The sequence below is a fragment of the bacterium SCSIO 12741 genome (assembly GCA_024398055.1).
Taxonomy (GTDB): domain Bacteria; phylum Bacteroidota; class Bacteroidia; order Flavobacteriales_G; family Salibacteraceae; genus SCSIO-12741.
Window position 1 is genome coordinate 511,549 of the sequence record CP073749.1, and the last position, 25,772, is coordinate 537,320.

General features: G+C 44.0%; 21 protein-coding genes. 9 read left to right on the forward strand and 12 right to left on the reverse strand.

What is annotated here, in order from left to right; all coding sequences use genetic code 11:
- Nucleotides 1–2: 2 nt before the first annotated feature.
- From KFE98_02235 to carB, 3 genes are all read right to left on the reverse strand, one after another.
- Nucleotides 3–2,642: a hypothetical protein gene (locus KFE98_02235; protein ID UTW62999.1), complete on the reverse strand. Its 2,640-nt coding sequence runs from the start codon at nucleotides 2,640–2,642 to the stop codon at nucleotides 3–5.
- 68 nt (nucleotides 2,643–2,710) lie between these two features.
- A complete protein-coding gene (locus tag KFE98_02240) occupies nucleotides 2,711–3,004 on the reverse strand; it encodes a DUF4834 family protein (protein ID UTW63000.1) in 294 nt (97 codons plus the stop codon).
- Nucleotides 3,004–5,826: a carbamoyl-phosphate synthase large subunit gene (gene carB, locus KFE98_02245; protein UTW63001.1), complete on the reverse strand. Its 2,823-nt coding sequence runs from the start codon at nucleotides 5,824–5,826 to the stop codon at nucleotides 3,004–3,006. The genes KFE98_02240 and carB overlap by 1 nt, the downstream gene beginning before the upstream one ends.
- A 198-nt stretch (nucleotides 5,827–6,024) precedes the next feature.
- On the opposite strand from carB, the gene KFE98_02250 reads away from it, so the two are divergent.
- Nucleotides 6,025–6,906, forward strand: a complete 882-nt coding sequence (locus tag KFE98_02250; GenBank protein UTW63002.1) for an alpha/beta hydrolase — start codon at nucleotides 6,025–6,027, stop codon at nucleotides 6,904–6,906.
- A gap of 305 nt (nucleotides 6,907–7,211) precedes the next feature.
- Here the strand turns inward: KFE98_02250 and KFE98_02255 are convergent, their stop codons facing one another.
- From KFE98_02255 to hemE, 5 genes are all read right to left on the reverse strand, one after another.
- Nucleotides 7,212–7,496 carry a hypothetical protein gene (locus KFE98_02255; protein UTW63003.1) on the reverse strand — a complete coding sequence of 95 codons (285 nt, stop codon included), beginning with the start codon at nucleotides 7,494–7,496 and terminating at the stop codon, nucleotides 7,212–7,214.
- A gap of 163 nt (nucleotides 7,497–7,659) precedes the next feature.
- Complete coding sequence (locus KFE98_02260; protein UTW63004.1) at nucleotides 7,660–8,961, reverse strand: MFS transporter; 1,302 nt, start codon at nucleotides 8,959–8,961, stop codon at nucleotides 7,660–7,662.
- A complete protein-coding gene (locus KFE98_02265; GenBank protein ID UTW63005.1) occupies nucleotides 8,942–9,976 on the reverse strand; it encodes an OmpA family protein in 1,035 nt (344 codons plus the stop codon). Before KFE98_02265 ends, KFE98_02260 begins: the two co-directional genes overlap by 20 nt.
- A 61-nt stretch (nucleotides 9,977–10,037) precedes the next feature.
- Nucleotides 10,038–11,183 carry an OmpA family protein gene (locus KFE98_02270; GenBank protein UTW63006.1) on the reverse strand — a complete coding sequence of 382 codons (1,146 nt, stop codon included), beginning with the start codon at nucleotides 11,181–11,183 and terminating at the stop codon, nucleotides 10,038–10,040.
- 5 nt (nucleotides 11,184–11,188) lie between these two features.
- Nucleotides 11,189–12,229, reverse strand: coding sequence for a uroporphyrinogen decarboxylase (hemE, locus tag KFE98_02275; protein ID UTW63007.1), 1,041 nt, complete (start codon nucleotides 12,227–12,229; stop codon nucleotides 11,189–11,191).
- A 558-nt stretch (nucleotides 12,230–12,787) separates the two neighbouring features.
- On the opposite strand from hemE, the gene KFE98_02280 reads away from it, so the two are divergent.
- Together KFE98_02280 and KFE98_02285 are read left to right on the forward strand one after the other, a co-directional pair.
- Complete coding sequence (locus tag KFE98_02280; protein ID UTW63008.1) at nucleotides 12,788–14,092, forward strand: hypothetical protein; 1,305 nt, start codon at nucleotides 12,788–12,790, stop codon at nucleotides 14,090–14,092.
- 87 nt (nucleotides 14,093–14,179) lie between these two features.
- A complete protein-coding gene (locus tag KFE98_02285; GenBank protein UTW63009.1) occupies nucleotides 14,180–15,484 on the forward strand; it encodes a hypothetical protein in 1,305 nt (434 codons plus the stop codon).
- Nucleotides 15,485–15,549: 65 nt separating this feature from the next.
- On the opposite strand, the gene KFE98_02290 is transcribed toward KFE98_02285, so the two are convergent.
- Nucleotides 15,550–16,506, reverse strand: a complete 957-nt coding sequence (locus tag KFE98_02290; GenBank protein UTW63010.1) for an acetyl-CoA carboxylase carboxyltransferase subunit alpha — start codon at nucleotides 16,504–16,506, stop codon at nucleotides 15,550–15,552.
- Nucleotides 16,507–16,533: 27 nt separating this feature from the next.
- On the opposite strand from KFE98_02290, the gene KFE98_02295 reads away from it, so the two are divergent.
- Nucleotides 16,534–17,502 (forward strand): 4-(cytidine 5'-diphospho)-2-C-methyl-D-erythritol kinase, encoded by a 969-nt coding sequence (locus tag KFE98_02295; GenBank protein ID UTW63011.1) that lies wholly within the window; start codon nucleotides 16,534–16,536, stop codon nucleotides 17,500–17,502.
- A 155-nt stretch (nucleotides 17,503–17,657) separates the two neighbouring features.
- Here KFE98_02295 and KFE98_02300 read toward each other — a convergent pair whose 3' ends face one another.
- Nucleotides 17,658–18,530: an LptF/LptG family permease gene (locus tag KFE98_02300; protein UTW63012.1), complete on the reverse strand. Its 873-nt coding sequence runs from the start codon at nucleotides 18,528–18,530 to the stop codon at nucleotides 17,658–17,660.
- Nucleotides 18,531–18,591: 61 nt separating this feature from the next.
- On the reverse strand, nucleotides 18,592–19,722 hold the full coding sequence (gene tgt / locus KFE98_02305) for a tRNA guanosine(34) transglycosylase Tgt (GenBank protein UTW63013.1): 1,131 nt from the start codon (nucleotides 19,720–19,722) through the stop codon (nucleotides 18,592–18,594).
- A gap of 99 nt (nucleotides 19,723–19,821) precedes the next feature.
- Here tgt and KFE98_02310 point away from each other — a divergent pair, with 99 nt between their 5' ends.
- The 5 genes from KFE98_02310 to KFE98_02330 are packed head-to-tail and all read left to right on the forward strand — an operon-like array spanning nucleotide 19,822 to nucleotide 23,920.
- Nucleotides 19,822–20,949: a glycosyltransferase gene (locus tag KFE98_02310; protein UTW63014.1), complete on the forward strand. Its 1,128-nt coding sequence runs from the start codon at nucleotides 19,822–19,824 to the stop codon at nucleotides 20,947–20,949.
- Complete coding sequence (locus tag KFE98_02315; protein ID UTW63015.1) at nucleotides 20,934–21,548, forward strand: sigma-70 family RNA polymerase sigma factor; 615 nt, start codon at nucleotides 20,934–20,936, stop codon at nucleotides 21,546–21,548. The genes KFE98_02310 and KFE98_02315 overlap by 16 nt, the downstream gene beginning before the upstream one ends.
- Before the next feature lie 4 nt (nucleotides 21,549–21,552).
- A complete protein-coding gene (gene rsmG, locus KFE98_02320; protein ID UTW63016.1) occupies nucleotides 21,553–22,176 on the forward strand; it encodes a 16S rRNA (guanine(527)-N(7))-methyltransferase RsmG in 624 nt (207 codons plus the stop codon).
- Nucleotides 22,173–23,291, forward strand: coding sequence for a hypothetical protein (locus KFE98_02325; GenBank protein UTW63017.1), 1,119 nt, complete (start codon nucleotides 22,173–22,175; stop codon nucleotides 23,289–23,291). Before rsmG ends, KFE98_02325 begins: the two co-directional genes overlap by 4 nt.
- Nucleotides 23,288–23,920 carry a YdcF family protein gene (locus KFE98_02330; protein UTW63018.1) on the forward strand — a complete coding sequence of 211 codons (633 nt, stop codon included), beginning with the start codon at nucleotides 23,288–23,290 and terminating at the stop codon, nucleotides 23,918–23,920. Before KFE98_02325 ends, KFE98_02330 begins: the two co-directional genes overlap by 4 nt.
- Here KFE98_02330 and KFE98_02335 read toward each other — a convergent pair.
- Nucleotides 23,917–25,725 (reverse strand): ATP-binding cassette domain-containing protein, encoded by a 1,809-nt coding sequence (locus tag KFE98_02335; protein ID UTW63019.1) that lies wholly within the window; start codon nucleotides 25,723–25,725, stop codon nucleotides 23,917–23,919. The two genes, KFE98_02330 and KFE98_02335, sit on opposite strands and share 4 nt — an antisense overlap.
- Nucleotides 25,726–25,772 lie beyond the last annotated feature (47 nt).

Sequence of the window (25,772 nt, forward strand, 5' to 3'; positions counted from 1 at the left end):
TCTTATGCGTTTTCTTCTTCTGGCTTTTTGGAATTCATAAAACCCTTGGCCAATAATCCAATAAAGAGCAGGTATACAATTCCTGAGGATGCATATCCCACTGCATTGGTTACAGCATAGCTCTTAGGCTCAAATCGGAATTCAATCTCATGCTCTCCAGCAGGAATCTCAGCCGCACGAAGCAAGTAGTTCACTCGAATGTGGGGTTGCGGAGCTCCATCGATGTACATGTTCCACCCTTGACCGTAATAGATTTCAGAGAATACCGCTAACCCGCCAGACGGACTGTTGGATTGATACCTCATCTGATTGGAACGGAAGGAAAGCATGTCAATCTTACCCTGGCTGCTGGCAAAATCCTGAGAAGTCAATTTTCCGGCAAACTTCTGATCAACCACAGCTGTGTTTCGTGGATCAATTTGCCCCAGTTTCTGAATCTCTTCATCCGGGTTTTCTGCGGTCACCACGCTTTGAACGAACCAGGCATTCCCATAGCCATAAGGGTTTGGAATAACAGCTGCTTCTGGATTGTATTTCACATACTTCATGTTCAGCATGTTCAACACCTTTAAGCGCTCCAATACCTGCATAATATCCTGACCACCTCCACGCAAGGAAGTGATGATCTGATTTCCTTCTGATCTTAGGTAAAAGTCAATCAAGTCCTGGTAGCGCCCCATCTTCACCGGAGAATAACCGCCAATGGATTTGTGGAAGAAAGAAGTTCTTGAATCTTCGAATGAGCCTCCTAAATTGAACACCCGGAAATTGGTATTCTGCTCCAATACACGGAACTGCTCGTTAGCTACTGCATACTTCTCAAAAGCACGAGTATCCTTATCCAAATTCTTGCGAGCATCTTCTCCGGCCATTTGAATCTGAGCCGCCAATTGGTTATTGTCACGAGATTCGGCATTCATCACTGAAAGGTCTGCTGCATCCGGCAATTCGGCGTACATGTAGTCTCGTTTCTTTTCCCAGTTTTCGTACTTACCTCTACTCTTTTCGTTGTTGAAGTATTCCTTGTCTACCGTCCACAAGTCCACCGTACACAGCAAACCGACTGCAATGGCGAGCGGTATCGTTTGTTTTCGGCGAACGAGAACGAAAGTTAATCCAGCTCCAATCAAGACAATGATCAAGGTTCGAGTAGCTGAAGAAGACACCATATCGGTACGGAAATCTTCAATCTCCTCTTGCATCTTGGCCACTTGGGCATCACTGGCCTTTCCTTGCGCTACCAGCCCATCGTATTGGCTGATTTCGGCCTGACTAAACAGGTCTACCAAAGTAGAAGGTGTAGACGTAAAAATGAGAAGAACTACAGTCACACCACCAACCACGCTTACTAAAGCATCGCGGGTCTTTTTGGTGGTCAGCAATTCTGGATTTTTCAATAAACGATCCAATCCCAGGAAGCCAATTAAGGGCACCAAAAGGTTAACTCCCATGAGCGCAATGGTAGGAGCTCTAAACTTGGAGTACATCGGAAGAATGTTGATCAAAAGCTCGGTAAAGGCCAGGAAGTTCTTCCCCCAGGCGATCATGATGAAGAGCAGAACACTTATGGCCGCAGCCCATTTCAGTTCGCCTTCTACAAGAATTAATCCCAGGAAAAAGAGAAGGCATACAAAAGCCCCTAAATAGGTAGGCCCTGATGTAAATGGCTGATCACCGAAATAGGAGTAAATAGGAAATCCAGGTCTCACTTCTACGCTTTTGGATCCACCACCTTTGGCATTTGGAACCAGCAAAGACCAGGTTTCATCAATACCTAAACTCCACATGGTAATGTAGTCTACATCCAATCCACCCTCGGTCCTGTTTTCATTAACCTGACCATTGGGGAGTAAAGTCAATTCGCTTCCACCGCGCATGGTGGCTTTGGAATACTCATACGAGCAATAAAGAACGGCTGCATTGGTAAGGACTCCAAAAACTGCAGCAACCACCAACAATCCCATTTTTCGGGCAAAATCGGGGAGGACCTTCTCTTTGAGCGCCTTCACGCCGTAAGCAATAACCAATACAATGATAAACAGGGTAAAATAGTAGGTCACCTGAATGTGTCCAGCGAAGATTTCTAAGGACGCAAAAAGCGTACAGACGAGTAGCCCCCAGAGCCACCTCTTCCCTTCCAGTATCATGAGGATTCCCGCCAGCAAGGCCGGCAGATAGCCAATGGCCCGAAGTTTTGTGTTGTGCCCCGCTTCGATCAATATGACAAAATGCGTGGTTAGCCCAAAGGCAAGTGCCCCGGCTATGGCCAGATAGGGGTTGACCCTGAGCGATACCAGCAGAAAGTAAAAGGCCAGAAAACAAAGGAACAAGGAGCCTATAGGTCGATATAAAAATCCGGTAAAAACACTGTCTAAAAAGCGCAGTAAATTGGACGGATAGGATACCGAAGTTTGAAAGGTAGGCATACCACTGAACAAGGAATTGGTCCACAAGGGTTCATCCTCGTAGGTTTCGCGGTGATCTTTGATCTCTTTCACCATACCTTTAAACTTGGAGATATCACTTTGCTTTAACTGATATCCTTGAAAGGCCGGGGTGAAATAAGCGAAAATAACCCCATAAAAAACCACTATTGCGAGCACATGAGGCAATAGCTTTTTATAGTCCAGGGAGAATGCCATAGGTACTTGATTTAAGGTTTACAAACGTAGTAAAATAAAGATAAGATCCTCCGGTAATCCGGCCTCTTCTACTCTACTTCTTCAAAGTCGATGTACTCACCACCTGGAAAGTCATCTCCCGACTTTTTCTTCTTATCTGCCGGACGCTTGACGTACACCTCATCACGGGTATTGTTCACCCGCTCACCCCTGTTGGATGGCGAAGGCCCATTTTGGGCCTGTTCGCGCATCTTTTTCTCTACCCGTTTGGCCACCATTCGCAAAACGATTGGCGTCAAATAGCGAAACAAAAACCTGAATCCGTAAAAGGTCAGAAGCAGGATTAATATGGTCGTTATCGCATTTGTTACGGCCAGTAGCATTACTTACTCAAGTACAGGTTCCGTTCGGAATAAATTTTTCGGAAATAAGGATCTTTTAGGTTATCCACGAAGTAGATTGCCTCTCCGGTTGACTTCATCTCTGGCCCTAACTCTTTGTTTACGTTCGGGAATTTGTTGAAGCTAAATACTGGAATCTTAATGGCGTATCCTTTCTTGTGCGGATTGAAATCAAAATCGGTTACCTTTTTCTCACCCAGCATCACCTTGGTCGCGTAGTTCACGTAAGGTTCCTGATAAGCTTTGGCGATAAATGGAACGGTTCTCGAAGCTCTTGGATTTGCTTCAATTACATATACCTTATCGTCTTTGATGGCAAACTGAATATTGATCAGTCCAACGGTATTCAATTCTACCGCCAACTTATTCATGTGGTCTTCGATCTGCTGCATCACAAAGTCTCCTAAGTTGTAAGGAGGCAGCACCGCGTAACTATCACCGGAATGGATACCCGCTGGCTCAATGTGTTGCATAATTCCCAGGATGTGAACATTTTCACCATCGCAAATGGCATCTGCTTCGGCTTCAATGGCTCCATCGAGAAAGTGATCCAGAAGAATTTGGTTTTCAGGCATATCGCGAAGGATATCTACCACGTGATGTTCCAGTTCTTCCCGGTTGATCACAATTTTCATTTTCTGACCACCCAATACATAACTTGGACGAACCAAAAGTGGGAAACCTAACTCATCGGAAAGTTCCAAGGCTTGCTCAGCAGAATCCACTACTCCAAACTTAGGGTAAGGGATGTTGCATTTTTTGAGCAACGTGGAAAAACGACCGCGGTCTTCTGCCAAATCCAGAGATTCGAAGGAAGTACCTAAAATCTTAATGCCATATCGTTGAAGCTTCTCAGCCAATTTAAGCGCCGTTTGGCCACCTAACTGAACGATTACGCCTATTGGGTTCTCGTGGCGGATAATGTCGAAAATATGCTCCCAGAACACAGGCTCGAAGTAAAGCTTGTCGGCCGTATCAAAATCGGTGGATACGGTTTCTGGGTTACAATTGATCATGATGGTTTCATAACCACACTCTTTCGCAGCTAAAACCCCATGCACACAGCAATAGTCAAATTCAATTCCTTGTCCAATACGGTTTGGTCCAGAACCCAGAACTACTACTTTAGGCTTATCTGAGGTATTGTCTGACTCATTCTCTCCATCAAAAGACGAGTAGTAATAAGGCGTTTGCGCAGGGAATTCGGCGGCACAGGTATCTACCAGTTTGTAAACCCGCTTAATGTCCATTTCGTGGCGCTTCTCGTATACCTTACTTTCCAAACAACGTAACAAGTGTGCAATTTGACGATCGGCGTAACCTTTTTGCTTGGCTTCAAAAAGCAATTCACGTGGAATGGAATCCAAGGTATGCTTCTCAATAGCTGCTTCAATCGAGATCAACTCTTCGATTTGCTTCAAGAACCAAAAGTCAATCTTGGTTTTCTCATGAATAGTTGCAAAAGGAATTCCGAGTTTAATCGCGTCGTAAATATGGAAAAGGCGATTCCAACTTGGTCTCGCCAATGATTTCAAAATTTCATCTTGGTTGGTTAACTCTTTACCGTCAGCACCCAATCCGTTTCGACGAATTTCGAGAGACTGACAGGCTTTTTGAAGAGCTTCCTGGAAGGAACGTCCAATACCCATTACCTCACCTACAGACTTCATCTGAAGACCCAATTCGCGATCAGATCCCTTGAATTTGTCAAAGTTCCAACGAGGGATTTTTACGATTACGTAATCCAAAGTAGGCTCGAAGAAGGCGGATGTGGTTTTGGTGATTTGGTTATCCAATTCATCCAAGGTATATCCGATAGCCAACTTAGCGGCAATCTTCGCAATCGGGTATCCGGTAGCTTTAGAAGCCAATGCCGAAGAACGAGAAACCCGAGGGTTAATCTCAATGGTGATAATGTCTTCCTTCTCATCCGGACTTACTGCAAACTGTACGTTACATCCACCGGCAAAGTCACCGATTGAGCGCATCATCTTGATGGCCATGTCACGCATTTTCTGGTACGTTCTATCTGAAAGGGTCATCGCCGGAGCCACAGTGATACTGTCTCCGGTGTGAATACCCATTGGATCAAAGTTTTCAATGGAACAGATAATGATCACATTGTCGTTGGAATCACGGAGCAATTCAAGCTCAAATTCCTTCCACCCCAAAAGGGCTTTATCAATCATTACCTCATGGATCGGAGAACTGTGCAGTCCCCGGTTGAGAAGTTTCTCAAAATCTTCTTGCTCATGTACAAAAGAAGCTCCCGATCCACCTAATGTGTAGGACGGACGAATACAAAGTGGGAAACCAAATTCCTGAGCAATTTCCTTACCTTCCAGGAAGGATTTTGCCGTACTCTGAGGAGCCATTGGCACGCCGATGTCATCCATCAACTCACGGAAACGTTGTCTATTTTCCGTAATTTCAATGGCATCGATGTTCACCCCGATGATGCGAACACCATATTCTTCCCAGATTCCAACATTGTCACACTCGATACAGAGGTTAAGTGCCGTTTGCCCACCCATGGTAGGTAGCACCACATCAATGTCATCATGTTCCTGAAGAATCTTTTCAATACTCTCCAGCTCCAATGGGAGTAGATAAATGTTATCCGCGATTACCCGGTCTGTCATAATCGTTGCCGGGTTGGAATTGATCAAGGTAACCTCGATTCCTTCCTCCTTTAAAGACCTTGCGGCCTGAGATCCCGAATAATCAAATTCGCAGGCCTGACCAATAACGATGGGGCCGCTTCCAATAATCAAAGCGTGCTTAATGCTTGTATCCTTTGGCATAATAAGTGGGGTGAATTAGAGATTTTTCTTGACATCCGGGAGTTGTCCCTAAGTTTCCGGATGCAAGTCCTGAATTTTGCAATATGAACTGTGATGCAGTGATAAAAATTCAGACTTTTGAACGCAACTATCGGGCTGCGAATTTAAGGCAATTAGTTGGCCCGGAATATGCCTGGAAAGAATAAGTTTTCCATGAATATGAACAATTCAAAAATAATCCGGTTCGGAAACTGGAAAATTGAGTACTGTACCTTCGGGGAGGGCCCTGAAGTTTTGTTGTCTTTCCATGGTTTTGGAAAGCACTTTCGCGATTTTGAAGCTATGGTTCCAACCTTGGGACAGCGATTTCGGTTTGTATCGGTTCATCTACTCTTTCACGGGGAAAGCATTCCGGATGAAGTTCCCAATCGTCCCATTGCTTTTGAACGCAGCGACTTAATGGAACTGCTTCATGTGCTAAAAAAGGATGAAGGTTTCGATCGCTTTTCGTTGCTGGGCTACAGCCTTGGAGGAAAACTTGTACTCACCTTGGCCGAGATGGTACCGGAGCAAATTGATCACGTTTTTCTCATTGCTCCCGACGGAGTAGGAATAAACCCCTGGTACTATTTTTCGAGCCGGACAGCTCTTGGTCAACGTCTTCATCATTGGTCTATTCAAAACCATACCGTCATTGACGGGCTATATCAAATAGTGATGGGTTTTAAAATCGTACCGAAAAACCTGACGCAGTTTGCCTACGACATGCTGAAAGACCACGATCACAGCACCCTTATTTACAATACCTGGCTCACCTACCGTCGATTGATTCCCGATCAGGATAAATTGGTCAATGATTTGGCCAAGCATGAGGTAAACATTCAATTTTTTGTTGGTATCCGCGATCAGCTGATTCCTCTAAAACCCTTGCAACGACTTTGCGCCCGATTGCATGGGGAACATCCCATCACCGAATTTGAGGGTGGCCATCAAATCTCCTTTGTAAAGGTGGCCAAGTTGATTGATGAACGAATGGAGCCAGTAGGCTTCGAAAAAGGCAGTTTCGCTATACCCAAAACCTCGAGTAGCGATTCCAAGTAACTGGTGTAGAATGAATCACCTCTAAGCCTGGAAATGAACCTTTGATTTGAATTTTGTGAAAAACACCCAACCTCTAAAAAAGCTGAACGGTTAATTCTTAAAACAGCTTAGCATCCAATTTTGGACAAACCGTTCCATCTATGACGCAAACTAAATTCGAGCTCTTCGAATACTGGAATTTTCTGGCCTCCTGTCCCTCTCACCCGTTACCACTGGCCAAATTCCAATGGAATAATTTACCGAATACTAGTATGCAGGCTGAAACTTGTGACAATCAAGCATCACCCGACCCGCACCAGCGAGGTTCAGCCCAAAGTTTTTCTACTTATCGGTTCTAAGGGCTGTTCCTCCTGCAGGTGCGAATTTTCAAAAAACATTCGAATTTTACCAGCCTCTGAATAACGATAAGATTTTTTACATCGGGAATAGGTAATGGGAACTCCCATGGATTTGACTTCTTCTATGAGTTCGTAGAGCCTTCTGAGAGATACCTCCATTTTTCGAGCGAATTCTTCTGGTGACCCAGTTGCTTCCCGCCGAATTAAGCTGTCCATTTTTCTCAAACGGACAACCGCTTTGATCATACTCATGACAGTCTAAGGTTTACGTAATTGAAACCCTAAGATACGATGTCAGAAAGCCAATAAAAAGATAAACTGAGCTTTCTTTCCCAACTGCCAGAATCAGTTTCCCGAATGAATTTAACCCTATCTATTGATGCGGAAATAGCGCACTGGTGCGGATTCCAGCAATCTATCCGTTCGGATTTACCCGCTTTTCTTTGGGTACACGGAACAACAAGATCAACCCGATAACAAAGGAGATGATAATTCCAAAAATGGAGTCACGAATGTTGTCGGTGTAGGTTTCAATGGATGCAAAAACCAAGGTTCCGATCATGATTCCCAACTTCTCCAACATGTCATAAAAACTGAAATAGGAGGCGTGGTCTTCCGTCTCCGGCAGCATCTTGGAATAGGTGGATCGGGAGAGGGATTGAATTCCCCCCATTACAAATCCAACTCCAACCGCAGTGAGGTAAAACTGCCAGGGCAAATGAATAAAATAAGCCCAGGTACAAACTACAATCCAGAAGAAAACCGCCACTTTAAGTACGGAAATATTTCCCCAAATGGCCGAACCTTTACTAAAGGCGAAAGCTCCTGGAATGGCAATAAACTGAATGATCAGAACGGATATGATAAGACCGGTTTTACCATCATCTTCCCATTGCACTTCCTTAGCCGCAAAGATCACAGCCATGAGCATCACCGTTTGCACTCCCATGCTGTAGAAGAAGTAGGCGGTGAGGTAACGCTTAATCACCTTTAGCGTTTTAAGCTCTTGCCATACTTTTTGTAATTCGTGGAATCCTTTGTATAAAATTCCTTTACCCGCTTTGTTGTGGTGATAGGCAAATTTGGGAAGGCGAAAGAAGGTGTATTGCGCAAATCCAATCCACCAAATCATAACGATCGGAAAACTCCAATTGGGTGGACCTGGTATGAACTTTCCAAGGTAAATCGCCAAAATAATAATCAGTAGAATAGAGCTTCCGAAATAGCCGAGGGAATATCCCCTTGCACTAATACTATCATGATCTTCAGGTTCGGCAATCTCTGGTAAGAAAGCGTTGTAATAGACTAAGCTCCCCCAAAAGCCAATGCTTGCAAGAAACAGAGAAAGCATCCCCAATTCCAATAACCCTGCATCGAAGAAGTTACCAAAGAAGTACATACTTCCTACGGCACCTGCCCCTAAATAACAGAAGACCTTCAAAAAGAATTTTTTGTTTCCCCAATAATCAGCAACCCCTGAAAGAAGTGGAGACAGAATGGCTACCACTAAGAATGATGCTGAAACTACGTACGCATAAAGCGCTGAATTGTGAAGGTCTAAACCAAAAAAAGAAACCATGTCGGTTTCCTCTGAACTGGTAATCGCTTCATAAAACGGGGGGAAAATGGCCGTGGTAACCACAAGCGGGTAAACGGAGTTGGCCCAATCGTAAAAGGTCCAGGCACGGATAATCTTTTTATTTCCTTTTTCGAGCATAACGAAGGGTTATTGTAACTCGGCGATTGAGTCGATTCGATGCGGGTTTATCATCCAGAATGAGGGTTTGATTTTCTCCCTGAGGATTCAATTGCATTTGTTCCCTTTGAATCCCTTTCTGACTGAAATATTGACTAACCTCCTCTAAGCGCCTTTCAGACAAATATAGATTATACCCGGGTGTACCCACCGTATCGGTATGACCATTTAAATAAATCGTAACCCATTCTTGCCCTTCTGCTATGGACCAAAACTCATCAAGCGACTTTTCAGCATGCTCCGTCAACCTCCATTGATCAAAGTCAAACCATACGGTATCACGTACTTGGAGCGTATCGATGGGGGCTATTTCAGGTTCTTCATGAGTTATTTTGACCAGGCTCTTTTGACGAACGGACTGACAAGTTTCCCCTGTGCCCAAAGCATAGAGAAATACATCGTCCACATAATAATAGGAATTCCATCCCGGCTCAAAGGAGGCTGCAAATTCGTTAAGATGAATGAGGTGTTGTTCGGGTGGATAAAAGTTTCCCATGGTCAGGTATCGCTCTCCACCCTGAGCAACGAATTGCTGTTCTACGAGATTCCATCCCAATTCAGGTACCATGGGCATCCCTTCGGGACTGGTAATCTGAGCATGTCTCACAATGGGCACCCACTCCCCTTTTTTTTGATCTTCCTGGCTAAGCAACATTCCCACCCGATCGATGTACATGAATGATTCCTCAGCACGCAGGTAAAATCCCCCGCAATACAACTGATTAGCCCTCAAAGGGGTGTCTAACTCCACAACCAGATATTCAATGGCCTTGTCGTAGTCTCCAAACAGGATGAGCCCGGCATACCCTTGCCCTGAATGAGCCGGTCCTTGCTCATAGCGGCAATCCAGCCTAAAATACTCAGGGGTTCCGGTATTGCCCGAATACCAGCCATCGGCTTTGGTCAGCTCGCCATAGCGGCTTGGGCATTGCCCATAAAGCTCAAAACCCGGATTAGGAACCAGGTTTTGAGTCATTAAATAAGTATGTAGAAGAAGCGCCCCGAGAAGAGCAACTCCTTGATGTGGTCTCAGCGGATTACTTTATTTCAAATTGAACCCTTCTGTTTTCTGCATTCGCACGTGCATCTTCGCCTTCAACTTTAGGCTCAGTGTATCCGCGGCCTTCCACAGTGATACGACCACCGTCGACACCTTGTTCTGCCAGGTAAGCCTTAACAGCGGTTGCACGTTTGCTGGCTACCATTTCATCTTCATTAGCAGCCGTGTGGCCTACCACGTTGATTTTTACAGCAGCGTCTTCTTTCATCAAAGTCGCAATCGAATTCAATTTTTCTTTGTCCTCATCATTCAAAGCATCTGATTTCAAATCAAAATGAACAATGGCGTGCTCAATTCTTTCAGCAGCCGATCCTTCCATTCCTTCAGATACGTTGTGGGTATATTTTACATCCAATACAGGACCGCTTGGCTTAACCGTACAGTCACATGGACCTTCTAAGTGTCCCAAGGCAATTACGGATACGGCATCTACATAGTAGTAAGCATCGCGTGTTTGAGGCGTTTTAAACTCTCTTGGACGTCTCATTTTCTTAGACTTCACAGCCGATTGAGGAGCAAAGTTTCCGATAGTTACGTAGCGCTCAGTTCCGTCAGCTTCATATTCGCGGCAAAGCTCTACCCAGTCATACTGATCGTCAACAATGTTATTTCCTTCCAAGCCAACATAAGTCAACTGGGGTGTTTGATCGTAGGCTTCCAAGTCTTTTTGACGCAATGCCTTTCCAGAAAGGAGCATACCTACGTTGTCAACAGCATACTTAGACAGGTCGCTCAAAGAAATGTGCATTTTGATGCAGTATTTCTTTCCAGCTACCAATTTCTTGGCCATTTTGGTTTGAATGTAAGTTCTTGGCTTAGCTTCTCTTTCACTGTAAGCCAAAATTCCTACCATATTCTTTCCTTCCACGGTTTCAGCACGTCCTCTGATGTTCATCGGAACTTGTACTTCTTCTTTTTTCGCATCCGTGCAGAAAACATCTGCTGGCTCCATGCCTTCAGGTGAGTACCATTCTAATACAGCCTCAATTTGACCTGGGCCTTTAATCTTCTTTTCAATTTCTTCGAAATTCGGGTTTGGAACCTTGTTTACCTGGGCCTGAACAGCAGTAACCAACAGCACAGCGCTTAAGGCAAAGGTTATTTTAAGTGCATTCCTCTTCATGTCAACTATTTTTGGGTTCTACTTGAATTTTCCTTAATGGTTTGGATAAATAGCTTCACTTTTTCGGGTGAAGTATCGGGGTAGACTCCGTGGCCTAAATTAGCAATATGTCGTTTACCACCAAAATCGGACAACATCTTTTTGGTTCCCTCAACCAACTGATCATCCGATGCATACAACAAACAAGGATCCAAATTTCCTTGTAAGGTTTTATCTTCTCCTACCAATCTCCTTGCCACTTTTGGTTCCATGTGCCAATCAAGGCCGATGGTTTGGCAGTCTAACTCACCTAATTCTTCAAGCGCAAACCAAGCGCCCTTGGCGAATACAGTGATGGGAACTTCGTTGATCGCATCACAAATTTGAGCCAGGTATCGAATTCCAAATTCGCGGTACTGATTAAGAGGTAAAATACCAGCCCAGCTATCAAATAGCTGAATGATATCTGCACCCGCAGCAATCTGCGATTTGAGGTAATCGATGGTAGAATCTGTAATTTTTTGAAGTAATTGATGAGCTAAATCCGGGCGGGAGTAGAGCATTTTACGAGCTTGAGAAAAGGTTTTGGTTCCTTTTCCTTCCACCATATAAGTTAAAATGGTCCAAGGAGCTCCTGCAAATCCAATCAAAGGAACTCTACCATCCAATCGCTCTTTAGTAATTTTGATGGCATCGGTTACATAACTTAAGTCTGCCGGATCGGCCACTTTAAGTTTTTCAATATCCGATTGGTCTTGCACCACCTGATCAAACCAAGGTCCAATACCTGGTTTCATTTGGTACGGCAACCCCATAGCATCGGGAATCACTAAAATGTCGGAAAAGATAATGGCGGCGTCAACGTCGAGGATATCGACTGGTTGAATGGTTACTTCCGCAGCCAAATCAGGAGTTTCTACTAATTCCTTGAACCCTGAAAGGCTCGCTCTCACTGCTCGGTACTCAGGCAATATCCTGCCTGCTTGCCTCATTAGCCATACCGGAGTTCTATCTACCTCTTCTCCCCGGGCAGCCCGGAGAATTAAATCGTTCTTGTACGCCGTCATAAGGGCTACAAAAGAACAATAAAAAAGGTTTCACTCCTACATTTTGAGAAGTGAAACCTCCAACTATCTTGTGTTTCGTCAACCGGACTCTAAGCCTGCTGGGTAGTAGGGGCCGTTTTGCTGTACGCAGGACAACGTTCGTGGCTCTTACAAGAGGAAGAAATTACCGCTAAAACAAAGACAATTCCGAGTATCCAAACTATTTTTTTCATCGCTGTAAATTTGCTCTACAAAAGTATTTTCAGATTATTGAATGCACAAATGCAGATTCAATAAAATTACTAACATTTCATTAATAAATAATTATGTCCGTCAAATAAACCAAACTTCTGGCAAATTATTTTTATTGATTCACGTTGGTTTTCCATAGTGCATCGTGTAAAACGATACTTAACCTAAATCACATCGGCCAAAGTTGATTGACAACGGAGGCTTTAAATTACAAAAATTAAGCCCAATATTCCGCATTTGAAAAATGATTTTGTGGAAAAACCGTTTAATAAGCCTTTTTAACCAGGAGCAAGAAGAATGATCACCTTTGCTATAAATCACTTTTCATTGATAAGAAACGCTTTAGCCCTTCTCTTAGTGCTCACTTTTTTGGGCAGTTGTAAAAAAGATCCAGCTGGTCCTCCGAGTATTAGCTACGAATCCCCTGAAAAAAATCAGGTATTTGATTTCGGTGAGGATATCATCATTCGAGGGGTTGCCCGAGATGAGGAGCAATTAAAGTCTTTTGAACTCCGTCTTCTTGATGAGCAAGGAGCTACTGCAAGAGTCATTGACCGCGCTGCTCCGTCAGCAAAGGAATACCAGTTTAGCCATAGATTAGACTTTGACAACCATTCCCTGGTTGAAGGAAGGTATACTCTTTCGGCTCATTTGGTAGGATCATCGGAGGAAGCGACGTACACCCGGAAAATTCAATTGGGTGATCAAGATCCTTATGCAGGCACAGCGATTGTAACCCTAAACAGTGTATTTCAGCAATCGAAACACACAACCTACGTCAATCATTTAAGCACCACGGGAGACATGGTGAAGCAATGGAGTTTTGAGGGCGAATACTTAGGATCGGCCACGCTGAATGAATTCTTGTTTGTTTCCGTATTCGATAATCCATACATCCGGGTCAAAAAAATCGATCTTAAGAATAAAAGAATTGAAGAGATTTGGCAAGGTGGGAGTCTCGGTGGAATTCGTTCTCATGCATCCGGAAAGCAAAAAATATACATCGCATTCAAACAACAGACCATTTTGGGGTTTGACCAAACCGGTCAAGTATTTACGGTAAACATGAATAAAACTCCACTGTTGCTCACGGAAAATAGCGAAAAGCTATTCGTCTATTCCCGAACCAAATTTGGCATTCAGCCCGAGATGCAAGTTTATCACGCTGGAACCGCAGGAAAACTGACCGGTTTCATCGGCCAGTCAACCCTCGTGCATGGCATCTGTTCGTTTGAAAATGAGGCTCACAAGGCCTATTACATCTTTAATGAAAACAACAAGGCCACTATTGTTCGGGTTAATGATGTATTGAACAGTACCTCAATTTTACCCTTCAAGTTTTCTCAACCCATTCTGGAGTTGGAGGAAGAAGCTGCCGTGATTAATAACAGAGCTCTATTCGCAACTCCGGCGGGAGGCATTCTTGGTTTTTCCTCCTCCGAAGTGATTAGCGAAGTATTCCCGCCAGGAGCTTTTTCCGACGTTAAAGCCATTCGATACGATGGCAATCAATACCTCGGAATTGTAGATGGAAGCAGCCTGAAGGTTTATGAAGGTAATGGACTCACTAAGGTCTTTACCCTGGAGATTGGCGGACAAAATAGCGATGCACAAATCGTCACTATTCCTTAGCTAAAGGTCCTCCTTAACTCCACCGCCCATGGATCAATGTGGCATCCTATTCATTATCTGCTATTTTTGTGAATGAATAAAGCAATCATGAAATCAGTTATGACGTTTTCTTTTACCAACTTAAGATTTACCTCTCTATTTGTTATTGGCCTTGTACTTCTATCGGTATCTGGCTGTAAGAAATCGGATCCCATACCGAAAATGGAATGGTCTACCATCTCCTCTTCTGTATTTCCTGGAGATCCAATCATCCTGAACGGTACAGTATCGGATGAAAGCCAGGTGCTATATGCAGACGGTGTTGTGGAAAACCAAGCGGGTGACACGGTGGTTAAACTGTTCTTTAAATATCCCTTTGAATCGGAGTATAAAGTGGACGTTTCTCACTATTTCAATGCTTCGCTCATGCCCAAAGGAAACTATACCATCCGTGTACGGGTTATTGGTAGCAATGGAGAAATTACCGAGACCTATCCATTGACTTACAAAGAACATCCGGGTGCCGACAGTAAATTGACGGTATCTGTAAATACGGACAACAACTCAACCTATATCGATGCTTACGATCTCAATGGAACGGATCTAAACCGATTAACCATTAACGACGACCTACTCTCCTCTGGATTTACACGAAGTAAACTCTTTGTCTGCGCTGACTTTGGCACACCTACTTTATATATGGTGGATCTAAAAACGCAAAACATTAGCCCCATTTGGAGTAGTAATGCGTCTTTCCACAATCCTCGGATATACAGTGCTGCCAATCGAGTTTACCTATCGGAGCGAAACGAGTATATCTATGGATTTGATGAGTCGGGAGCCCAGCAGTTTTCAGCCCAGTTAAATGGCGCCAATTCGATCCTAAACATGTACCAAATTGAGGATGTGCTTTACATCTATTACAACATGGGCGGTTACAATTGGATTGCTGCTTATCAGGTTTCTTCCAATCAACTCATTCGCAACACCCGTTTGAATGACTACTGCCACTATATGTTTGGGGCTGGAAATGAAAATAACTTGTACTTCTTCTATTTTAACGACTACTTTAAGTTCTCCTCCCAAACGGGAAATTATGAGTACATCTCAAGAATAAGCAATGAGAGTTATGAGCAGTCTTACGCCTACCAGTATGATAACCGATGCTTTATTGGTATGCAGTCAGGTCAGGTATATGCATTTTCAGAAGGCGGTGGATTGGTACCTTATTACGCTGAAAACAATTCCTTTTCCTATTCTTATGGGATAAAGGTTAATGCCAAATCAGGATTCTCTACCATCGTTTATGCGGATAGAGTGGTCACCATGAACATTGCTACCAAGTCAGTATACCTAACCCGTAACAATCCTTCAAACGCAACGATTAGAGTCTATCCAATCGAATTGGATTAGAGTTTGATTTCGGAAGGGAAACCTTCCACCAGGAAATACTTGGAAAAGAGTTTGGAACTTCTGAATTACTCAGAAACTACACCCATGGAGCAGAACTTCTCAATTCGCTGATTGATTCGCTCATCTACGTCCATGCTGTTCAATTCTTTTAACTGCTTAAGAATCTCTTTTTTCACGTTCACAAACATTTCTTCGCGATTAGAATGTGCACCACCTACAGGTTCATTGATAATTCCATCAATCAGGTGATTGCCATGCATCATCTTGGCAGTTAATTTCAAAGCATTGGCCGCTTTTTCCTTGTGCTCCCAGCTCCTCCATAAGATGGAAGAACAAGATTCAGGCGAAATAACCGAATACCAGGTATTCTCGAGCATAAGTACACGATCACCTACGCCGATACCCAAAGCTCCACCAGAGGCACCTTCACCAATAATGATGCAGATCACAGGAACTTTAAGCTGGGCCATTTCAAAAAGATTTCGGGCAATAGCTTCACCCTGCCCTCTTTCCTCAGCTTCCAAACCAGGAAAAGCTCCCGGAGTGTCAATTAAGGTAACGACAGGTTTATTAAACTTTTCGGCCAATTTCATCAACCGAAGAGCCTTGCGGTATCCTTCAGGGTTTGGCATTCCAAAGTTGCGGTATTGGCGCATCTTGGTATTCTCTCCCTTTTGCTGACCAATAAACATGACAGTTTGCCCATCCAAGCTTCCGAAGCCACCAATCATTGCCTTGTCATCCTTCACATTGCGATCTCCGTGAAGCTCAACGAAATCTTCCCCAGTCATAGCCTTGATATAACTCAACGCATACGGACGCTCAGGGTGACGAGAAGTTTGAACCTTTTCCCAAGGAGTCAGGTTTTCGTAAATCTCTTTTCTCGTCTCTACGATTTTGTTCTCAATGTCTTTCAAGGTTTCGGTTACATCAACCTTTCCCTTGGCTTTGATTTGGTTTGCTTTTTCCAGCTGCTCGTACAGATCAGCTATCGGTTCTTCGAAATCCAGAAATGTGGGCATATCAATCAAAATTAGCCGACAAAATTAATGAAAACGAAAAACAGGGGTCACACCTCTTTAAATAATGTTGATCTGCCTTTTAACCAGAGCGATAACCTGGGTTTCATCGAATCTATTCCTAAATACCAAAGTGAATCGAAGACTGAATTGGCTATGTTTGCGACGAATTTCAAGACCATGGTCACCTTTCCCGGATGTAAAATTAATATTGGTCTTTTCGTCACTGAAAAGAGGCCTGATGGATTTCACAATCTCGAGAGCATCTTCGCCCCTATCCCCTGGCACGATGCCTTGGAAATTGAGACGGTTGAAAGCGAAGAGCAAATGGGCGTTCAGGTTTATGGAATGCCCTGGGCTGAAGACTACCGACAAAATCTGGTTTGGAAGGCTTATGAAATTCTAAAGCGGGAGTTCCCTCTACCACCGGTTCATTTTCAGCTCTTGAAGCAACTACCAACTGGTGGCGGATTGGGAGGCGGATCTTCCAACGGAACAGCATCTTTGGTATTGCTAAACAAGTACTTTAACCTTGGCTTGACTGAGGAAGCGTTAGAAGATCGGGCCGCGGAATTGGGAAGTGACTGTCCTTTCTTTGTTAAAAATCAGCTCTGTCGGGTTTCTGGCCGTGGTGAAATTTTGCGTCCTTATTCCCTGGATTTAAATTCTTGCTTTTGCGTGATTATTCACCCTGGAATTCATGTTTCCACCGCCCAAGCTTTTGGCGGAATTAAACCAACCCAACCGGATTTTAATCTGGATGAGTTAAATCAACTCCCCAAAGAGCAATGGAAAGATCGGGTTAAGAACGATTTCGAACATACCATTTTCCCCTTATTTCCTGAAATCGAGCGGATCAAACAATCGCTATATGAGGCGGGTGCCTGGTACGCGTCCATGACGGGTACAGGAAGTTCTGTGTACGCTTTTTTTGACAAGCCTGTTGTTCTTGAAGGAAAGTTAGCGGAATACAAACATTGGGGTGGAACGCTTGCCTAAGTCCTATTTGGGCGCTACCCGGAACATGTATACAGCAATGAGACCGTACAGTACATTGGGGGCCCAACATGCCCAAAAAGGCGAGAACCCTGCATTGGTGGCATAAACGGCGGTAACCTTAATGATAAAAATATAGGTCACCGCTAAGAGCAGCCCTAAGGCCAGGTGCATCCCAATTCCTCCCGAGTTTTGCGGCTCGAGATTGATACTCCAATTAACACCAATACAAAGGTGGCAAATGGAATGGAGCTTCGCTGGTACTTTTCAATGAGGTGGAAGGTCACATTTTCAGATCCACTTTCAACCTCTTCTTCTATGTAAGCGCTCAGTTCAGGGGTACTCATCATCTGAGTAGTGTATTCCAGCCTTTGCTCAAACTCCGAAGGATGCATATTAATAGCTGTATCCATTACCGAACCTCGTCGCATGGTTTCCTCTATCCCATCAAACTCCCGAATGGTGTAGTTATGAACCTTCCAATTGGAAGTGGTAGAATCCCATTGGGTGTAGTCGCTTTGAAGTTTAAAGACCAAAACACCTTCCTCCCATTTCTCGAGGGTAAACTTGTAGCCAATATCGTTTTGGGCGTTGTATTTATCAAAATAAGTGTACTCTCCTGGCCCGATTTGTTTGTGAATATCCTTATCAAAATTCTTAAAGGCATGCTTAAAATAGGCCTCTTCAAACATGATTCGCCTTTTGTTGGCGTAGGGAATCAGGTAGTGATTAAAGTACAAGGACATTGAACTGAGAAAGATGGACGCGATGAGATAAGGCAGCAGCATTCTTTTGAAAGACACCCCACTACTCAGAATAGCGACAATCTCGGTTCGGCTGGCCATTTGAGAGGTGAAGAAAATCACCGTGATAAAAATGAGCAGCGGGCTAAACAGGTTTCCGTAGAACAGAACAAAATTGAGGTAGTAGTCTGTCAGAATGCCTAGGAATGGAGCCTTTCGCTCCATGAAGTCATCCATCTTCTCGGAGAAATCAAAGACACAGGCAATGAGCATGATGAGCCCAAGCATGAAGAAAAAAGTTACCAGGAACTTTTTGAGAATATACCGGTCAATGATTTTCAAGCCGAAACTAAATTTTACGGGTTAATTTTTTCACCTGCTCCGTTTTCCAGGATTTGAAATCTCCTGCAATAATATGCTTACGAGCTTCTTTAACAAGCCACAGGTAAAAACCTAAATTATGGATGGATGCAATTTGAGCGCCGAGCATTTCACGGGAAGTGACCAGGTGTCTCAAATAAGCTTTGGAATAAGCCGTGTCCACATAAGTATGTCCCATAGGATCAACAGGAGAATAATCATTCTCCCATTTCTTATTCCGAATATTGATAATTCCTTCGGACGTAAAAAGTTGACCGTTTCTCGCATTACGTGTAGGCATAACGCAGTCAAACATATCTACTCCGAGATCGATGCATTCTAAAATATTTTCTGGTGTCCCCACTCCCATCAGGTAACGGGGTTTGTCGCTGGGAAGTATGTCGCATACCTCTTCGGTCATGGCATACATATCTTCATGCGGTTCACCTACCGAAAGACCGCCGATCGCATTTCCGTCGGCTTCGTAGGAAGCAATTACCTCCGCTGATTTTTTCCGTAAATCGGGGTATACACTTCCCTGAACAATGGGAAACAAAGATTGCTGGTAGCCATAAAGTGGCTCAGTTTCCCGAAAACGGGTAAAACACTGTTCCAACCAGCGGTGGGTAATATCGAGCGACTTCCGGGCATACTCATAATCGCAAGGATAAGGAGTACACTCATCAAAGGCCATAATAATATCCGCACCAATGGTTCGTTGAATATCCATCACTCGCTCGGGTGTGAATAAGTGACGTGAACCATCAATATGGGAGGCAAATTGAACACCGTCTTCCCGAATTTTTCGAGTACCGGATAAGGAATAAACCTGGTATCCTCCGCTATCGGTAAGGATGGGGCCTTGCCAGTTGATGAACTGATGAAGTCCTCCAGCTCCCTTCAGATTATCCAACCCAGGTCGTAGATACAGGTGATAGGTGTTGCCCAGAATGATTTGAGCCTGAATGTCCTGAGACAATTCTCTTTGGTGAACAGCCTTTACAGAACCCGCTGTACCCACCGGCATAAAGATGGGCGTTTCAATGGTTCCATGGTCCGTTTGTAGCAGTCCGGCCCGAGCCTTTCCCTGCTGATCTTGTGCCAGTAATTCAAATTTCATTTTCTGGTATTAGCGCGCAAAGATACAACCGCACATTTTGTGGAAAAGTTAATTAATGCGATTATTCCCAGCCGCGAAAAAAAAGAAAATTTGCATACCATGTTTTCGCAAGGAGAGATCATTTTTCTGGCTGTATTAGGCGGTTTAAGCCTGCTGCACTGGCTGTATTACCTGGTGGTTTCAGGTCAAATCTCTTACTACCGCGAACCCGAAATGAAGGGCAAAATCAACTACCCACCTGTATCTGTGGTTATTAGCGCCCGCAACGAAGCCGAAAATTTGATCGAATACCTTCCTGCTATTTTGAATCAGGATTACCCCGAGTTTGAAGTCGTGGTGGTGAATGACCGATCAGTGGATGAAACTCAGGAAATTCTCAAAGCCCTGGAATTGAGGCATGAAAATTTGCGTTTGAGTTTGGTCAAGCACACGGAATTGTATTGGGGAGGGAAAAAATTTGCCCTTACCATGGGAATAAAGGCGGCTAAATACGAGCATCTGGTTCTCACCGATGCCGATTGCGTTCCGGTTTCTAATCAATGGTTAAAAGCGATGTCTCGTGGATTCCTCCGTCAACGCCGGGTTATTCTGGGCTACGGAGCTTACTCCAAGGGAACGGGATTGCTAAACAAACTCATCCGTTCTGAAACCTTTTTAATTGCACAACAATACCTCGGGCTCGCTCGATTGGGACTTCCCTACATGGGTGTGGGCCGAAACATTGCCTACCGCAGTGAATTGTTTTTTGACAACAAGGGCTTCGCTTCTCACCAGGAAGTAATTTCTGGAGACGACGATTTGTTTATCAATGAAGTAGCCACCCGAAAAAACGCCAGCATCGCTTTTGGGAAAGACCATTACACCTTATCCGTTCCCGAAAAACGATTCTCGGACTACCTCCATCAAAAAAGAAGACATCTCACCACCTCCATTCGTTATTCTGCAGGCTCACAGGCCGCACTTTTGTTAATTTCTCTCCTTCATTATAGTTTTTACGCTGCAGTAGGCTTATCTTTTATGATTTTACCTTTTATTTGGCCAGGCCTTATTGCTATTACTGTAAACACAGGAGTAATCATTTTAGTAAGCTACCCAGCATTGCGCAAGACGGATTCCATGGATTTATTATTTTGGACCCCGTTAACAGAGTGGTTTACTTTATTGTTTTATCCCTTTGCATTTATCTGGAACACCCTTATTAGTGGCAGTCCATGGAAAAACTTCTAAACGAAAACCTATCCGATAAAGCCAAGTACGACTATCAATTGGTGAGGCGTGCTGTAGAAGATGGCGACGAGAAGGCTTATGCTGAGATCATGAGTCGATACCGTGAGCCCATCTATTACATGTTGCTTAAAATGGTGAACAACGAAATTGATGCGGAAGATCTAACCATCGAAGCATTTGGAAAGGCCTTTAAGCGACTGCATCAGTACTCTCCTTCTCATGCTTTTAGTACCTGGCTCTATAAAATTGCAACCAACAACTGCATTGATTTTATCCGTAAAAAACGCGGACAAACCCTGAGCATTGATCAAGAATTTGGCTCAGACGAAGGCGGTGGATACAAAGTAGAACTTCCTTCGAGCAACCTTACCCCAGAAGAAAAAACCATCAAAGACCAAAAAATTGAATTGATGAGACAGGTAGTGACTTACTTAAAGCCTCGCTACCGAAATCTGATTGAGCTTCGCTACTTCAAGGAGTATTCCTACCAGGAAATCTCCGAAGAGGTGGACATTCCTCTGGGTACCGTAAAGGCCCAGTTGTTTAGAGCGAAGGAATTGCTTTACGAGATTCTAAAAGATAAAAAGGGAAAGATTTAGTCCCATGGATTATGGAATTATCCGGAAGTACTTTCCGGAACTCTCCGACGAAACGTATAGTCGACTGGAACTACTTGGACCACTCTACCGCGAATGGAACGAGAAGATTAATGTCATTTCCAGAAAAGATATTGACCAGTTGTATGAACGTCATGTGCTCCACTCCTTAGCGATTGCACAATACCATTCTTTCAAACCCGGAGAACGCGTTCTCGATGTAGGCACTGGTGGTGGATTTCCAGGAATTCCGCTTTGCATTCTGTTTCCAGAAACCGAATTTACCCTGGTGGATTCTATCGGAAAAAAAATCAAGGTGGTTAGTGCCGTTAAAGAAGCCCTCGTTTTAGACAATTGCGTTCCGCAGCACGCCAATGTAAAACAGGTAAAGGGTCAATTCCATTATGTTGTTTCCCGAGCGGTAACCAACTTTGGCGCTTTCTATAATCTGGTAAGAAAAAACCTCATGGAAGCTCCATCACCGAGTGAACCTTATGGTATTATTTACCTCAAGGGTGGAGACCTGGACCAAGAACTGGCCGCCTTCCAAAATCGTATTGTTCAGACTGCCATTGGACGCTATTTTGAAGAAGATTTTTTCCAGACCAAAAGCATTATTCATTATTATTGAATAAGCTCGCTTTCATCATGCGTCGTCTTTTAATTGCCATATTCATCCTACTTGCCGGAGGGTTATCAGCCCAAAAGAGCACTGGCCTCGGATTTCGAATTGCTTTAGAAAACAACGGGCTCGTTATCGGAGGGGCCGACCAGATCATTAATGGCATTAAGCTCAATTTGATCAATACGGACTACAACGAAGTTCGTGGCATCAACGTTTGTGCGCTCCAAATGAGCAATACCCGCTCGGGTAAGGACATTGTTTTTGGGGCCAACATAGGCTTCGTTGCATTGCGGGGCAATACCTATGGTTTTTCCTTCTATCCCATGGGTGACTTTCAAGATGAAGTTCGTGGGTTTAGTGGAGGAATCATCAATTCTGGAAATCTAAGATCAGGAGTATCCGGAGCTCTTTTTGCACTCAAAACATTTGACAAAGGTCTTTACGGGGTATCCGGCTCACTCGTCTATATCAAGTCCAAAAAAATTCGTGGGTTTTCTGCGGCTCCTTTCATTATCGGCGACTATAAAAACTACCGCGAATACACGCTCGATTTTCGAGGTACGGGGCTGAGTTTCCTTATGGCTGCCAGCTACCTGGATGGGGTTTCCATTAGCTTTTGCAACTGGACCCGGATTGCTCATGGTGTGAATATCGGTTTTCTTAATGCCAGCCAGCGTATTTCTGGTGTTCAATGGGGATTGGCCAATTTTGCACTTCAAGAGATTGGGAAAGACTATTACGTGGATGAAAATGACATGAACTACAAGCTTATTCTAAAGCGTAGCGTTCTCTTCCAATTTGGTCTTGTAAATGAAACCGATCAGCAGTTTACTACTCAGTTTGGATTGGTTAATGTAACCCATAGCAAGTACTGTGTTCAGGTAGGATTGATCAACATCAACAAGGCCAATAAGGATGGTTTGAAAGTACTGCCTTTTGTCAATTGGAATTTGACCACCGAGGCCCGAGCCGAAAAGAAGCGCATCAAGCAAGAATACAAGGAAGAGAAAAAGGAACAACACCGCTTGTATAAAGAGAATAAGGAAAAAGAAAGAGCCCGCAATCGTGCCTTCCGGGAAATGGAAAAAGAAGCTCGTAAAAAACGAAAATCACTGCGATGAAAAAGACTTTGCTTGGCTTGATATTGACGGTTTTCTTTTCTTCCTGTTTGTCCCTGCAAACCTCGGAGTACATTATTGCATCCTTTAAGAAAGGGCCATTTGATGCCATCATTGTGCCGGGATGTCCGTTCAATGTTCCTGAATACGAAGGCTTGCTCATCTCCCGAATTACCTGGTCCAAATACATCTGGGAAATTGGAATGACGGAAAACATTCTTTACTCGGGATCTGCGGTATATACCCCTTGGATTGAATCCCGAATTATGCGGGAGGCTGCGATTTGTATGAATGTGGATTCCAACATTATCTACACCGAGGAAGATGCAGAGCATTCAACGGAAAACATCTTCTACAGCGTAAAGTATGCGGAGAAAATGGGCTGGAAAAATATTGCCTTAGCCACCGATCCCTGGCAAGCAGGTTACCTGGAAAAAGTGATCGAAGAACAGGGATATGAAATCGCCATTATTCCCATCGACTACTCGAAGCTCAGAACCATCGAATTTTACGATCTTCCTATTGATCCAAGTTCAGCCTATGTGGAGGATTTTGTACCCATTACCGACACCTTGACCAAAGAACAGATCAAAGCCAACTCTGCCGGTGCCCGGGTTTTTAAAACCAATTAATCTTCCTCGTTATTCAAATTGAATTGAAGTTGACTTAGGTTGGCGTAAATTCCTTTTTCAAGCTTAATCAACTCCTCGTGGGTTCCGGTTTCCTTGATTTCTCCCCCGTCGATTACGAGAATTTGATTGGCCTTCTTAATCGTAGACAAGCGGTGGGCTACTACAAATGAAGTTCTACCCTTCATGAGTCTTTCAAGAGCCTCCTGAACCAATCTTTCACTTTCAGAATCGAGCGATGATGTAGCTTCATCAAGAATGAGAATACTTGGATTTTTTAAGACCGCTCTGGCTATGGCTATCCTCTGACGTTGTCCACCTGAAAGCTGAATTCCTCGTTCACCCACGATGGTGTCTAAGCCTTCCGGAAACTGTTCGATAAAGTCCAGCGCGTTGGCCTGTTCGGCAGCATGACGGATTTCTTCATCACTCGCCCCTGGCTTTCCGTAAGCAATGTTTTCCCGAATGCTTCCTCCAAACAACAATACCTCCTGTGGAACGATGGCCATTTGATTTCGTAATCCTGTAAGATTATAGGATTGAATGTCCTTTCCGTCAATCTTAATTTGCCCCGAAACCGGATCATAGAATCGCAACAACAGCGATACAATGGTAGACTTACCAGCTCCACTTGGCCCAACTAAGGCTACTTCTTCACCCGGTTTTACCTCGAAGGAAATCTTCTTGAGTACCGGAATATCGGGACGAGATGGGTACTCAAAAGAAACTTGATCAAATTGAACCCCTCCTTCCAGTTTAATTTCCTCAGCAGCCTCACCAGAGGTTAATCGTTCTTTGGCTATGTCTTCTGTGCTTTCATCCAAAATCTCCATCAAATGCTCGGTGGCACCCACTGCACGCAGCAATTGAGCATACAAATCGGCAATACCACCAATAGATGCTCCTACAAAAACAGTGTAAAGAACAAACGACACCAATCGCCCAAAGTCAATTTCTCCGTTGTAAGTCAGAATGGATCCGTACCAAATGACCCCTGCAATGGAGCCAAACAACCCAAAAATGATGAAGGAAACAAAGGCTCCCCGATACTTGGCTGCCTTTATAGCAATGCTAACCACGTTGTTGGTTGACTTGTTGTAGCGTTCAATCTCAAATAACTCGTTGGCAAAGGATTTTACATTGTTTACCCCTTGAAGTGTTTCTTCCACAATGGTGTTGGACTCAGCCACCTCATCCTGGGCAGCCTTGGACAGCTTTCGAATATAGCGCCCAAAAAACACAGCCACCAACATAATAACCGGTACAATGCCGAGCATAAACAAGGTAAGCTTTGGAGATATGGTTAGAAGCAAACCAACTCCCGCCACAATAGTCAGCACTTGACGAAGAAACTCGGCCGTAGTGGTTGTAAAAGTGGACTGAAGCAAGGATATATCAGCTGAAATCCGGCTATTAAGTTCCCCTACCCTTCTGGTGGCAAAGAAATTCATTGGCAGCCGAATCAAATGCGCGTAGGTAGTCTGCCTGAGTAAAGCCAGGGAACGTTGAGCTACATTTTCAAAAAGAATGATTCTACAATAAGAAAAGATGGCATTCATAAAGAATACACCGAGTAAGATCAAACCAATCTTATTGATAGATTCTACTCCACCAGCATTGAGCAAATCCCCCAATAGCCAGGGGAAGATCAAGGTGGCACTGCTGGAGAGCAAGAGAAACACCAATCCGGCAATGAGATACCAGATATAAGGAACCACAAAACGGTATAGCCTAAACGCCTTCTTAAGCGAGGACTTTGATACTTTAACCTTTTCTTCTTTCTTCTCCTTTCGACCAAACATTGCCATAAGGATGCAAAATTAGGCTAGGATCGGGCACAAAAAAAAGAAGCCCG